At 36.2% G+C, this 13871-nt stretch carries 14 protein-coding genes; 7 read left to right on the top strand and 7 right to left on the bottom strand.

Annotated features, from left to right (window positions below; all coding sequences use genetic code 11):
* The first annotated feature begins 1 nt into the window (after nt 1).
* The 6 genes from trpB to RCG17_RS03400 all read left to right on the top strand — a co-directional run bounded on the left by trpB (nt 2) and on the right by RCG17_RS03400 (nt 6350).
* Nucleotides 2–1207 carry a tryptophan synthase subunit beta gene (trpB, locus tag RCG17_RS03425; RefSeq protein WP_308173874.1) on the top strand — a complete coding sequence of 402 codons (1206 nt, stop codon included), beginning with the start codon at nt 2–4 and terminating at the stop codon, nt 1205–1207.
* The gene (gene trpA / locus RCG17_RS03420) at nt 1204–1989 is read left to right on the top strand and encodes a tryptophan synthase subunit alpha (protein WP_308173873.1); all 786 of its coding nucleotides are present in this window, start codon (nt 1204–1206) and stop codon (nt 1987–1989) included. Before trpB ends, trpA begins: the two co-directional genes overlap by 4 nt.
* Nucleotides 1990–2133: 144 nt before the next feature.
* Nucleotides 2134–2724, top strand: coding sequence for a hypothetical protein (locus RCG17_RS03415; protein ID WP_308173872.1), 591 nt, complete (start codon nt 2134–2136; stop codon nt 2722–2724).
* Nucleotides 2725–2900: 176 nt separating this feature from the next.
* On the top strand, nt 2901–3968 hold the full coding sequence (gene mnmH, locus RCG17_RS03410; RefSeq protein WP_308173871.1) for a tRNA 2-selenouridine(34) synthase MnmH: 1068 nt from the start codon (nt 2901–2903) through the stop codon (nt 3966–3968).
* Nucleotides 3969–4260: 292 nt separating this feature from the next.
* Nucleotides 4261–4938, top strand: coding sequence for a response regulator transcription factor (locus RCG17_RS03405; protein ID WP_308173870.1), 678 nt, complete (start codon nt 4261–4263; stop codon nt 4936–4938).
* On the top strand, nt 4935–6350 hold the full coding sequence (locus tag RCG17_RS03400) for a HAMP domain-containing sensor histidine kinase (protein ID WP_308173869.1): 1416 nt from the start codon (nt 4935–4937) through the stop codon (nt 6348–6350). The genes RCG17_RS03405 and RCG17_RS03400 overlap by 4 nt, the downstream gene beginning before the upstream one ends.
* An 87-nt stretch (nt 6351–6437) precedes the next feature.
* On the opposite strand, the gene sda is transcribed toward RCG17_RS03400, so the two are convergent.
* The gene (gene sda / locus RCG17_RS03395) at nt 6438–6575 is read right to left on the bottom strand and encodes a sporulation histidine kinase inhibitor Sda (protein WP_374120938.1); all 138 of its coding nucleotides are present in this window, start codon (nt 6573–6575) and stop codon (nt 6438–6440) included.
* Nucleotides 6576–6808: 233 nt separating this feature from the next.
* On the opposite strand from sda, the gene RCG17_RS03390 reads away from it, so the two are divergent.
* Complete coding sequence (locus RCG17_RS03390) at nt 6809–7021, top strand: DUF6501 family protein (RefSeq protein ID WP_308173867.1); 213 nt, start codon at nt 6809–6811, stop codon at nt 7019–7021.
* A gap of 20 nt (nt 7022–7041) precedes the next feature.
* Here the strand turns inward: RCG17_RS03390 and RCG17_RS03385 are convergent, their stop codons facing one another.
* From RCG17_RS03385 to RCG17_RS03360, 6 genes are all read right to left on the bottom strand, one after another.
* Nucleotides 7042–7653, bottom strand: a complete 612-nt coding sequence (locus tag RCG17_RS03385; RefSeq protein ID WP_308173866.1) for a YhcN/YlaJ family sporulation lipoprotein — start codon at nt 7651–7653, stop codon at nt 7042–7044.
* A gap of 134 nt (nt 7654–7787) precedes the next feature.
* Nucleotides 7788–8621: a membrane protein insertase YidC gene (yidC, locus tag RCG17_RS03380; RefSeq protein WP_308173865.1), complete on the bottom strand. Its 834-nt coding sequence runs from the start codon at nt 8619–8621 to the stop codon at nt 7788–7790.
* Nucleotides 8622–9064: 443 nt separating this feature from the next.
* Nucleotides 9065–9793, bottom strand: coding sequence for an urease accessory protein UreH domain-containing protein (locus RCG17_RS03375; RefSeq protein WP_308173864.1), 729 nt, complete (start codon nt 9791–9793; stop codon nt 9065–9067).
* 155 nt (nt 9794–9948) lie between these two features.
* The gene (pflA, locus tag RCG17_RS03370) at nt 9949–10701 is read right to left on the bottom strand and encodes a pyruvate formate-lyase-activating protein (protein ID WP_308173863.1); all 753 of its coding nucleotides are present in this window, start codon (nt 10699–10701) and stop codon (nt 9949–9951) included.
* 72 nt (nt 10702–10773) lie between these two features.
* Nucleotides 10774–12999 (bottom strand): formate C-acetyltransferase, encoded by a 2226-nt coding sequence (pflB, locus tag RCG17_RS03365; RefSeq protein ID WP_308173862.1) that lies wholly within the window; start codon nt 12997–12999, stop codon nt 10774–10776.
* A gap of 324 nt (nt 13000–13323) precedes the next feature.
* Nucleotides 13324–13773, bottom strand: coding sequence for a cupredoxin domain-containing protein (locus tag RCG17_RS03360; RefSeq protein ID WP_308173861.1), 450 nt, complete (start codon nt 13771–13773; stop codon nt 13324–13326).
* Between the last annotated feature and the right edge of the window lie 98 nt (nt 13774–13871).

Here is a 13871-nt window from a genome sequence, read left to right as displayed (position 1 = left end):
CATGAATTCTTATACATTACCAGATAAAAACGGTCATTTTGGGATCTTTGGTGGCAGATATGTACCTGAGACTCTAATGAAGGCTATTGTTGAGTTAGAAACAGCTTACGAAGAAGCAAAGAATGATCCTGAATTTCAGTCTGAATTCGAGCGGTTATTAGCTCAATATGTAGGGCGGCAGACTCCGCTATATTTTGCCGAAAACCTTACGAAATATGCAGGTGGAGCGAAAATTTATTTAAAGCGCGAGGACTTGAATCACACAGGTGCCCATAAAATTAACAATGCGATCGGGCAGGCGCTTTTGGCAGTAAGAATGGGAAAAAGAAAAATAGTAGCGGAAACAGGTGCCGGACAGCACGGAGTGGCGACAGCTACGGTATGTGCTTTAATGAATCTTGAATGTATTGTTTTTATGGGTGAGGAGGATATCAAAAGGCAGTCTTTGAATGTTTTTCGGATGGAATTGCTCGGAGCAAAGGTCGTCAGTGTTACATCAGGAAGCCGAACTTTAAAAGACGCTGTTAATGAGGCCTTGCGCTACTGGGTGGCAAATGTAGATGATACTCACTACCTATTAGGATCTGTTACGGGACCACATCCTTTCCCGCAAATTGTTCGTGATTTTCAAAGTGTGATCGGCAAAGAAACAAAAGAACAATTTCTTGAAAGGGAGGGTAAACTTCCTGATGCGCTCGTAGCTGCTATTGGCGGCGGCAGTAATTCAATGGGAATGTTTTACCCGTTTGTAGAGGATAAAGAGGTTAAGTTATATGGGGTCGAGGCAGCTGGAAAAGGAGTTGAAACTGAATATCATGCAGCTTCTTTAACAAAGGGAAGACCTGGTGTCTTGCACGGTGCACTAATGTATTTATTGCAAGATAATGACGGGCAGGTCCAAGAGGCTTTCTCCATTTCAGCAGGTCTTGATTATCCAGGTGTTGGACCTGAACATAGTTACTTTAAAGAAATTGGCCGTGCTGTTTATGAGTCCATTACCGATAAGGAAGCACTTGAAGCATTTGGTTTGCTAACCAAACTTGAAGGTATTATTCCAGCACTTGAAAGCTCCCATGCTGTTGCTTATGCCGTAAAGCTTGCCCCAACAATGTCCGATAATGAAAGTATTGTTGTTTGTCTATCAGGTAGAGGCGATAAGGATGTAGATCAAGTCAGAGCAATTATGGAAAAGGAGAAGCGATCATGAACCGAATTCATCAAGCATTTAATGAGTTAAAGACAAGAAACCAAAAAGCATTTGTACCATATATCATGGCTGGAGATGGCGGCCTTGATTGTCTTACCAAACGCCTTCAAACACTTGAAGCAATGGGCGTGACAGCCGTTGAAGTCGGGATCCCATTTTCCGATCCGGTTGCAGACGGGCCTACCATTCAGCGCGCGGGTATCAGAGCTCTTAAAAATGGAACAAATTTAACAGATGTTATCAAAGAGGTAGCAAAAGCACGGGAAACGGTAGATGTGCCACTTCTGCTAATGACCTATTTAAATCCTGTTTATTCCTATGGCATCGAAAGATTTGTTCAAGATATTAAACTAGCAGGAATAGATGGCTGTATTATTCCCGACTTACCGATCGAAGAGGAAGCGATCATTGCACCTCAATTGGCTGAAGCAGGTATCGAATTAATTCGCCTTGTGACGAAGACTACTCCATTTGAGCGGATCAAAACAATTGCGAAAAAAGGAAGTGGATTCCTTTATACTGTAACGGTTAAGGGGATTACAGGTGTTAGAAATGAATATGATCATTCATTAGGTGAATTTTTGAAAAGCGTAAAAGAAGTCAGCCCTATTCCTGTATTAGCTGGATTTGGAATTTCCAACGAAGACCAAGTAAAAGAATTAGCATCCTACTGTGATGGAGTAATCGTTGGCAGTAAGATTGTCGAATTATTTGAAAAAGATGATATTCCTTCATTAAAAACCTTAATAACTGTTCTTCATCCGGAACAGAATGTTTTGTAAAAAAAATCCACTCATGTGGATTTTTTCTTTATTTAACGCTTAATCAGTGTCAATTGTTACAGCCTGAAAAATAAATCTTTACTATAATTTATTACGAAGAAAAGAAGAGTTTGCAGCAATGGCATATGAAAGAGGGTGAGGGCTATGAACATATATGAAACCATTATTTCGATTTTAGATGAAAAAGGGCCTTTGTCCATTCCCTTGATCTGTCAGGAGGTTAACGATCTGCTGGTTACAGAACGGAGTCATCCAATCTTACCTTCACATATTAAGTCTATTGTTACTCGAAAAAAAGATTTATTTCGGGAAAGGGAGGGAAATATCTCCATTGCTCCAGAAAAAATTCCTTATTCGATCACGGCAATTCTCGATAATGATGAAGGAATAAACTACCAATTGAATGTAGACTTCATCAAAAAAAGTTTTTTATTTTTCGAATGGAAAAACAAGGGACATCAAAAAAGTAATCAGGCTCCCCAAACTAGCAAGCTTGGAAGTATAGACGAATTTAAACGAGAAATTATGGCTCTGAAAATATGGGAGTGGCAATCTTATTATGGTCCAGAAGTTGGGATCACACTTGGGAAGACAAACTGGACGATAAAACTGAAAACAAAATGTAAAACATACGTCTTTGAAGGAACAGACTGTTACCCAGAAAAGTGGACCGAATTCTGTCAATCCATCGAAAAGTTTGCAGGAGTTATGTTTACGTTCCAATCGTATTCTTAATATATATATTATAAAGTAAGCTATTATGGACATTTGCTCAATTTGATGATCTTTTATATAATTAAGATATACTCTATTTAATTACTCAAAAAAAGAGTGTCATCTTATGGAAAGATAATGCTTGTTTTTAAAACTTCCCAAAAGGAAGTTTTATTATTTTAAGGAGCGTAGTACAGGTGAAAGATATTACAGTTGAAGAACTTTTTAAAATAGACCATCCGGTGGTTATTGATATTCGTGCTCCAATTGAATTTAAAGAAGGTGCAATTCCAGGTGCGGTCAATATCCCTCTATTTACAGATGAGGAAAGGCAAGAAATTGGCACGATATACAAACAGATAGGACAGGAACAGGCAAAGTGGAGAGCTATGGAACTGGTATCGCCAAAAATTCCGATGATACTGCAATCGATCAAGGATGCTTCTGGTGAAACGCATGAACAGCCAATTATTCATTGCTGGCGTGGTGGAAATCGCAGCAAGGCAGTAACAACGTTTTTAGATTTTGCAGGAATCCGTGCCAAACGATTAGAAGGCGGATATAAAGCATATCGCCAGTTCATACTCAAAGAAATTCCCCATTTCATACCTGCTATGGCTGTCGTAATCCACGGACTTACAGGGGTTGGGAAAACGGAGATCCTTCAAATCCTTGAAAAACGCGGGTATCCTGTATTAGACTTGGAGGGTATGGCCAACCATCGGGGCTCGATTTTTGGAGGGGTTGGTTTAGGCCAGGGACATAATCAAAAACAATTTGATTCCCTTTTGTATAAAAAACTGAAAGAAATCAAGGGAGCATCTTATTTTTTGATGGAAGCGGAAAGTAAGCGGATTGGTAAAGTTACCCAGCCAGATGAGTTAATGGAAAAGAAGATGAATGGAATCAACTTTCATGTACATTCTTCTGTGGATCAAAGAGTCAGTCATATTGCAAAAGAATATATTGAACCATACAAATACGAGTCATGGTATTTTGATGTAATTAAAGAGTCGCTAAATAAAGTCTTTAGAAGATTAAAAGATGTTGAAATTAAAAATAGGCTTGAAGAACATCTTGAATCCCGTGAATATAAAGAAATGATTCAATTATTGTTAGAAAAATATTATGACCCTATGTATGATTACAAACGTCAGGAATATACTGGGGAATTTTTCGATATATTTGCCGAAAATCCAGTTGATGCTGCCGAACAAATAGCTAGTCAATTGGAGAAATTATCATTAAAGCCTCAATACGTGTAAATTCTTTTTTCATTAAATTTTAATGTAACTTTCATTTTCCTCTTTTAAAGAAGCATTAAAATGAAAATTGTAAAGATGAAAGAGGCATACAATCGTCGGGCGAAATGTTGACACGATATCATTATTGCTTGGAAGCGAATTTTCTGCTGCTAAGAATCCTTCCAACCATAATGCAAAGCCTTCTTATATCTGACACATGCTCACATTTGCATGTGTTTTTCTTTTTCTTAGGAAAATTTAGATGCTTTCGGTAAAATATTCTTATAAAAGATGATATGTGAGAGGGAATGAGATGCCAAAGATCTTAATTATTGAAGATGAAAAAAATTTATCCCGATTTATTGAACTTGAACTGCAATATGAGGGATATGAAACTATGGTTTGTTTTGATGGCAGAAATGGACTGAATCAATCCCTTACTGATGACTGGGATGCCATTCTCCTTGATGTGATGTTGCCGGAATTAAGTGGACTTGAGGTATGTAGAAGAATCAGACAAGTCAATAAAACAGTGCCAATTATTATGATTACGGCACGTGACAATGTGCTCGACCGTGTCTCGGGTCTTGACAGCGGTGCTGATGATTATCTTGTAAAGCCGTTTGCTATTGAGGAACTTTTAGCAAGATTAAGGTCATTGCTTCGACGTGTGGAGGCTTTAAGCACTAAAGAAATAACAACTTTAACTTTTAAAGATTTAACAATTGAATTAGAGTCCTGTGTCGTTAAAAAAGGAGATCAAATCATTGCTTTAACAAAGCGGGAGTTCGATTTAATAGTTATTTTTATGAAAAATATTAATATTGTTTTAACTAGGGAAGTTCTTTTAAATAAAGTATGGGGTTATAATACCGGAGTGGAAACCAATGTCGTGGATGTTTACGTCCGATACTTAAGAAATAAAATAGACAGTCAAAGCGATGCAAGTTACATTCAAACGGTTCGTGGCACAGGATACGTGATGAGATGATTAATTTTTTAAGAAGACTTTCCCAAAAAGGATCCTGGCAAACAAAATTAATATTAAGTGGTTCGATTGCGATATTTTTGACATTTACATTATTTAGTCTCTTGGAGTACAATTCTGTATCCAATTGGATGTTAAAAAGAGAAGAGCTTGTGGTTAAAAGAACAATAGCAGATATTTCGACTTATTATAAGGATGAAGATAAAAAGCTAACAGAAGATGAAATAAAAGCAAGTTATCCTTTTATTAAAAAAATAAATGACAAGGATCAGCTGATAAGGATCTATAATAATAAAGGGAAAGTCCTAGTATCTGATAAAGATGGCAGTTTTCCTGTATTAGAGCCTTCTCCTGTGACAAAACAAAAACTCGAAAAAATCACAACGGAAGATAACGAAGCCATTGTCGCCAAATATCCCTTAAAGTTAGACAACTTTACGGGTACCATTGAAATTGTCCGTGAATTAAATTCCTATCAAAAAATGATGGATCACCTTTTTGTAGTGATGTCAGGCTTTGGAACTGCGGCTATACTCTTTAGTGCACTATGTGGTTTTGTACTTGCTAAACAACTTCTTAAGCCAATAAGGAATCTGGCCGAAACGATGAAAAAAATAAAAGAAAATGGTTTCCAAGGAAGAATGGAAGTTTATAAGCAAAAAGATGAATTAAGCCAGCTCTCCATCCTTTTTAATGACATGATGGACGAGATTGAGCATTCATTTATCCACCAAAAACAATTTATTGAGGATGCTTCCCATGAACTAAGAACCCCTGTTTCAATATTGGAAGGGCATCTCTCTTTGTTAAATCGGTGGGGGAAAAAAGATCCATCGATCCTGGATGAATCAATCAACGCTTCCTTACAAGAGGTTTCAAGATTAAAAAAATTAGTTGTAGATTTATTGGAGTTAACAAGAGCTGAAAATAGCAGAACATCTCTTACACAAGAAATGGTTGATTTTGAACTATTGCTTGAGAATCTCGTCAAAAATTTAAAAATGATCCACCCAGATTTTCAATTTGATATTAAGATTGAACATCCTTTAAGACTGATTTGGATATCGGAACAGCACCTGCAGCAAATTCTTATTATATTATTGGATAATGCAATAAAATATTCCGGGGATAATCATAAAATTAAAATCAGAGCCAGACAAACGAGACATGAAACAATTCTATTCGTTGAAGATTATGGTATCGGCATAGCAAAAGAACATATAACGGATGTATTCAACCGCTTTTATCGGATTGATAAAGCAAGAAGCCGTGAAAACGGCGGAACTGGATTAGGACTTTCAATCGCAAAAAAATTGGTTGCAAAATACAATGGTGATATTACAATTGAGAGTCAAGAGGGGAAAGGAACAAAGGTTATGGTTGTTTTACCTGACCATGAATTTGTAAAATACTAACTAGATAGGCAAATTAAAAAACAACAACTCGACGCAGTTGTTGTTTTTTATTCAAAAAGAAAATTAAGCCGTTCTAAAACGCTTACGTTAATTATTCATGGCGCGATTTTTTATCGGAGTTAACCCACGACGTAAAATTTCATCCTTTAAAATCCTAATCCATTCTTTTTCCTTACCCGTTTTAATTGCATCCCGATACGAAACGATCAACTGTTCGTTACTCATAATTTTCAATCTAAAATGCCTCCTCGGAAAATGGATTAAATATTCAGTTTTTAATATTGTAAGGGTTTTTCATTTGTTTGAAAAGACCTAATGACAAATTTTCAAAATTTCGACTTTTATTTTGAAACTCTTACCATGTATGCCATAATTATCACGTGAAATGAAATAAAGTTGCAGGAAAACCTTAAGCTGATTATACTAGATTGTGGACATAAATAGAAAGGGTGGCAAGAATGATTCATTTAGCATGGCATGATCGGAAAACAATAAAGAAGGTGGAATGCATACATACAGATGCTAAAAAATATATTGTTAATCATGCGTTAACTGTAGGGAATATTTATGAAGTCAAAAATGAAACTGAGGAATTTTATTTTATTATAGATAACACAGGAAAAGTTGGAGGCTTTTATAAAGAATATTTCCAAGAAGTTAAAAATGCCTAGCCTGCTGGCTAGGCATTCTTTTATTTCCTATTAGGGAATACCCTTTGAATCGTTTGTGAAAATTCTGTAAAGAACCCCGAAACAGGCTTTCCAGCTCTTATGTCATTTCCATAATCTTTCATGTGGTTGTAAAAGTCAGGATTTGCAGATACAAACACATGGTCAATATCCCTATCAACTGATTTTACCTTCTTCGAGATCCGATTTTCAAGGCCATTTGTTAATTTGGACCCATTTGCAAGCTTTACGGCTACATAGGCATTATTATCAGTTGCAATCACATTGGCGGAGTCGACTTCACGCATATCAGCTATCTTATTTGCGGCTTGATCGGCCACACGAAATCTGGATTTCTCATTAAAATTATTATTAATTACACCGTCATTGTTACGATTAACATTACCAACGTTATTGCGGATATCTGTTCGATCAACGTTGTTACCGTGCAAATCTGTTCTGTTAAGATCTGCGTCATTTACCCCTGGACGATTTGGATAATCAACCCTTGTAGGCTGCATACCATTTTTATTCCGATAGGCTACATTGTCATTATTCACATTGTTCCCTGCACAGCCGACCAGTACCATACTGAAAAGAAGTGAAAAAATCATCATTAAATTATACTTTTTCATAATCAGACTCCTTTCAAAGTTGTTCAAAAATAGCATTCCAATACAGTAAAATTCTATACTTTAATAATGAAAAGAAATTAGATAAAAAAGACATAAAAAAAAGAAGCATTGAAACAATGCTTCTTTTCATAATCTTATTTTCTCTTTTTGTTCTCGTTTTTAGTTGTCTTTCCTTCAACAGCATGAGCGGTTTCAGGTGCTGGATATAACTTTCTGCTTACATATTGTTGCACAATTAAGAATGTACCACCAACAACCCAGTAAAGTGGAAGGGCAGCAGGTGCAGAAAATGAAAACATTACGATCATGAGCGGTGACATCAGCCCCATATATTTCATCTGCGCCTGCTGTGTAGCTGGCATTGTTGATTGTGAAACCTTAAACTGAAAATAATAAATGACTCCGGCGATTAGTGTTAAGGCGATATCGGGATGTCCAAGGCTAAACCATAAGAAGTTATGAGAGGCAATTTCCTTGGAGCCTCGAATTGCATAATAAAAGCCTGTTAAAATCGGCATTTGAATAAGGATTGGGAGACAGCCCATATTTAAAGGATTGACTCCATGCTTTTGGTAAAGTCCCATCATTTCTTGTTGTAGCTCTTGTTTCTTTTTTGGGTCTTTTTCCGCTTTCATTTTTTGCTGGATTGTATCCATTTCTGGCTTTAAGGCATCCATTTTTCCTTTCATCGCCATTTGTGTTTTATACTGTCTAAGCATCAGTGGCATTAAAACTAATCGAATGATAAGTGTAATAAGAATAATCGATAAGCCATAGCTTCCATTAAATATACTGGCAACAGCATGAATGGAATAGCGAAATGGTTCGATAAAATACTGGTTAAAGAATCCATTATTAAAGAACCCACTATTACTTTTAGTTCCAGATTGGGAAGAACACGCAGATAATAATAGGGTAGTTAATGACAATAAAATAACTGTTAAAATAGATGAACGCTTAATTTTCATATTTCCTCCTGAAATGTTTTATATGATGCCCTGGATATAATAACAGCAGGAAATAGGTTCCTCAGAATCATCAAGGGAATATTTTTTTCTTCGTATATATTTAACAATTCTAATTAAAATAAAATTGTAATTTAGCTTATTTCTTTCTGCAAAAAGGTACGGATGAATAATTTTGGTCTGTGCCTGATCTGAAAGTGAGTCGATAAAAGAAAATTTGACATTCCAGGCCCAAAAAAATTTAAGGGTAATACCAATTGAAATACTGATATAAAGTGCGTTTAAAGTATTGATATCGGCAGAATCGATTACTAGCTGTAACAAAATTATTCACCTCACTTTTTGAGTCACTTATATGAGTATATAGTAGAAAGGGTAAAGAATCAATTTAATCATAGTAAATCAAGAAAATTAAGTTTTATTCCTTTTCATAGTTTTGCAGGTTTTTACCAATAGGTAATAGTATCAAAAATTCCCATCATAATCAGCAAGAAACCAGCAGATTTTTGTACAATCAAGCCTATTTTCCTGCTTTTTTTCATAAGTGATCCGTCAAAACCTAAAGACCAAATAATTAATAGAAAAACAATAAGCGGGAGAGATGTTCCGATCGCAAAAATTGTAGGTAAAATGGCCCCGTAGGATGTAATTAATACGATGGGCATTAATGTTAGAAAAAATAAAACAAACATGGTAGGACAGAAGGCGATAGAAAAACTAACCCCCATTAAAAACGAACTCCACAATCCTCCCATTGTTAATTTTGGCATAAAAGTAAAGAGACGGTTAAGCAAATTTAGCTTTATAATCCCCAACAAAAAGAGACCTAATAGAATAATAAATGGACCCATAAGTTTTCGGAAAAACGCAAAAAAACTTGTAATGGATGTCTGAAATCCACGGCCGATTATCCAAACCGCTAAACCAAGGCACGAAAATGCAACCACTTTGCCAAGAATAAAAAAACAAGCTTCAAACCATTGTTTTTTTGTTTGCAGGCTTTTGTTGCCATAATATGTGATAGCACTTATATTGCCTGTAAGCTGACATGGAGCGAGGGCGCCAACCAGACCTAGGAAAAATGCAGCAAGAAGGGGAAGCTGTTTTGTTTCATTTAATAAGATGACAAAGGGACTGCTTAGGATTTGGCTTATCGAGCTTAAAAAAGAGTACATATTTTCACCTTTCTCCTGTAAACGTCAATATTAATCGTGTTTTTACCATAACAATACTATAAAAATATCAAAAAAGTTTGCAGATGAGATTCTTTTCACATTATCGTAAAAAAACACTAATTCATTCGAATCAGTGTTCTTAAGTTTGTGATCATTTATTCATTTACAGAAGGTGATTTCCAATATCTTGTTAACATGTTATAAGCATACTCAACTTTGTCCGAACTCGGCGGCTCAATTTCTTTCAAAGGGTATTCATGCCCCAATGCTTCCCACTTGTATACTCCAAGTTTATGATAGGGTAGAATCTCTATTTTTTGGACATTTTCAAGTGTGCCAATAAATTCACCCAGTTTTTGAAGATCCGTCGGATCATCCGTTACAGTTGGTACTAATACGTGACGAATCCAAACAGGTATATTGCGGTCAGAAAGGAATTTTGCAAATTCCAAAATATGATCATTTGGTTTACCAGTCAACTTTATGTGTTTTTTTCGATCGATATGCTTTAAATCAAGGAGGATTAAGTCCGTGTATTTCATTAATTCTTCAAGCTGTGTCAAAAAAGGTTCCGTGTTCGAGAAACATCCACCTGATGAATCAATCGTTGTATGAATCCCTTTCTTTTTGCATGCTTTGAATAATTCTAACAAGAATGATAGCTGTAATAACGGCTCACCGCCGCTTACAGTAATCCCGCCGCCAGAAGCTTGAATGAATGGAAGATAGGAAAGAAGATCATCCATGATTTCGGAAACGGTCATTTGTTTTCCTTTACCTATTTCCCAAGTATCGGCATTATGGCAGAATTGGCAGCGCAAGAGACATCCCTGCACAAACACAACATAGCGAATCCCCGGACCGTCAACCGTACCTAATGTTTCAATTGAATGAATATTTCCGTTCATGATGATGATCTCCTTTCAAATGAAGCGACAAGCCCCGTAATAAAAGGCTCGTCGCTTAACTTCCTAATTCAATTACAAGGATTCGTGGAACGTACGGCTGATTACTTCAAGTTGTTGTTCTTTTGTTAACTTGATGAAGTTTACAGCATATCCCGAAACACGAATGGTTAATTGCGGATATTCTTCTGGATGTTCCATTGCATCTAAAAGAGTTTCTTTATTGAATACATTGACATTCAGGTGATGTCCTGACTTGACGGTATAACCGTCGAGAATCGAAACAAGATTAGAAATTTGACTAGTCTCATCTTTTCCTAATGCCTTTGGCACAATGGAGAATGTATTTGAGATACCGTCCATTGCATAGCTGTAAGGAAGTTTGGCAACTGATGAAAGGGAAGCTAAAGTTCCTTTTGTATCACGACCGTGCATTGGGTTTGCTCCCGGAGCAAAGGCTTCTCCAGCACGACGTCCATCAGGTGTATTTCCTGTTTTCTTTCCATAAACAACATTTGATGTAATCGTTAAAACTGACGTTGTGTGAACAGAATTGCGATAAGTTTGATATTTGCGAAGCTTTTTCATGAAACGTGTAACTAGATCAACCGCAATACTGTCAACGCGTTCATCGTTGTTTCCATACTTAGGGAAGTCACCATTTGTTTCAAAATCAATAGCAAGCCCGTTTTCATCCCGAATTACTTTTACTTCACCATATTTTATGGCACTTAAGGAATCCGCAGCAACACTTAAACCAGCAATTCCTGTTGCCATTGTACGAAGAATTTTTGTATCATGTAAAGCCATTTCAATTCTTTCATAGCTGTATTTATCATGCATGTAATGAATAATATTTAGCGTATTGATATATAGACCAGCAAGCCAATCCATCATTTGATCATATTTTTGCATAACTTCATCAAAATTAAGTACATCTCCAGTAATAGGCTGGAATTGTGGGCCGACTTGAATTTTTAATCTTTCATCAACTCCACCGTTAATGGCGTAAAGAAGAGTCTTTGCAAGGTTTGCACGAGCACCGAAGAATTGCATTTGTTTACCGATCTCCATTGCTGATACACAGCAGGCAATACCGTAATCATCACCATATTCAGGGCGCATCACTTCATCATTTTCATATTGAATTGCACTTGTCTTAATTGACATGTTTGCACAGAACTTTTTAAAGTTTTCAGGAAGTCTGGTTGACCATAGTACAGTTAAATTTGGTTCAGGAGCTGGTCCTAAATTATCAAGTGTATGAAGGAAACGGAAAGAGTTCTTTGTTACAAGAGCGCGTCCATCATTTGCGATACCGCCGATTGATTCTGTTACCCATGTTGGGTCACCACTAAATAGATCATTGTAATCAGGTGTCCGAGCAAATTTAACAAGTCGCAGTTTCATAATAAAGTGGTCAACGATTTCTTGCACTTCTGCTTCTGTTAATGTGCCATTTGCTAAATCGCGTTCTACATAGATGTCAAGGAAGGTTGATACCCGTCCAAGACTCATAGCCGCACCGTTTTGTTCTTTAACTGCTGCTAAATAACCGAAGTATAACCATTGGAATGCTTCAACAGTATTTTGTGCAGGAAGAGAGAGATCAAATCCATAGGCTTTAGCCATTTGTTTTAATTCTTTTAACGCACGAATTTGTTCAGCCAATTCTTCACGAAGACGAATATTTTCTTCAGTCATTACTGTGCTAGTTTCCTGATGAGCTTGTTGTTTTTCTTTAATTAAGAAATCAATACCGTATAAGGCAATACGTCGGTAGTCGCCAATGATTCGTCCACGGCCATATGCATCTGGAAGACCGGTAATAATAGCAGATTTTCTTGCCATTTTCATTTCATCTGTATAGGCATCGAAAACACCTTGGTTATGAGTTTTACGGAACTCCGTAAATACCTTGGAAATTTCAGGATTTAATTCATAGCCATAAGATTCACAAGCTTGTTCCGCCATCCGAATGCCGCCAAATGGCTGCATGGAGCGTTTGAATGGTTGATCAGTTTGAACTCCAACTACCTTTTCAAGTTCTTTATTTAAATATCCTGGTCCGTGTGAGGTAATGGTAGAGACGATCTCGGTATCCATATCAAGAACGCCGCCTTTTTCTCTTTCTTGTTTAGAAAGCTCCATTACTTGTTCCCAAAGTTGCTTTGTTGCTTTTGTTGCTTCTGCTAAGAAAGAGTCATCACCTTCATATGGTGTAAAGTTCTTCATGATAAAATCGCGTACGTTAACTTCTTTTGTCCAAATTCCTTTTTCAAATCCTTGCCATTGTTCCATGTTTATTCACCTCTGGTTTGTTGTGGTAAGAATATATAACAGCTTAGCTGTATTTAATATAGACTTAGTATAACAGGTAGAATGTGAAATGAATCACATAAATAAGGCAGATTTGTTAAGATATTGTGAAGGCATATTTCACAAGGATATTTTGCTTTTTTTAAAAAATGTCTTTTAGGTAATTTAGTCTATTTTGTATATCTGTATTATAATTATCGGATATTTTATATGATCTGTTATATAAAAATAAAACCGTCTCATAAATTGAAATAAAACGTTGATTCATATAAAAAAGCAGCTATTTAGGCTGCTTTTCGTATATACTTACTTAACAACAATATATGCAATCATCGGACTATGGGATTTATCATTATGCGTTTTACATATTAGGCGATAGGTCCCAGGTTGATTAAAATGAAGGGGAACTACAACTTCTTCTCCTTTTTTTACATCTCCTTTTAAATTGGTACCTTCAATATAAAAGGGATGTTCTTCTCCATTAATTCCGCTAATATAGAGGTTTACTTTTTCGCCTTTATCCAAAAAGATTGTCCCCGGGTCCCATCGGTAGGACTCAATTTGGGTTCCGTCTTTCATTGTTGTTTTAAACTCACCTGTAACCATGTGAATTTCACGGACATTTTGTCCATTTTGAACATTAAAAACAACTGTATCCCCTTTTTTCAAGATAAACCAAGCAGAAATGGTTGCCAGGATAATGCCCGATATCAACACATATAAAACTGTCTCTCTTTTAAAAACCAAAAACCTCATTCTCCGTACCCCCAGTCTCTTTCTTTGTACTATTTAATATTTATGCACGAGAGGGTGGAAAACTTGTCTATTTTTAATAATTTATTTTATTAATTATG

Source organism: Neobacillus sp. PS3-12 (assembly GCF_030915385.1).
Lineage (GTDB): Bacteria > Bacillota > Bacilli > Bacillales > Cytobacillaceae > JAEVLT01.
This window is presented reverse-complemented; position numbering and strand designations above follow the sequence as displayed.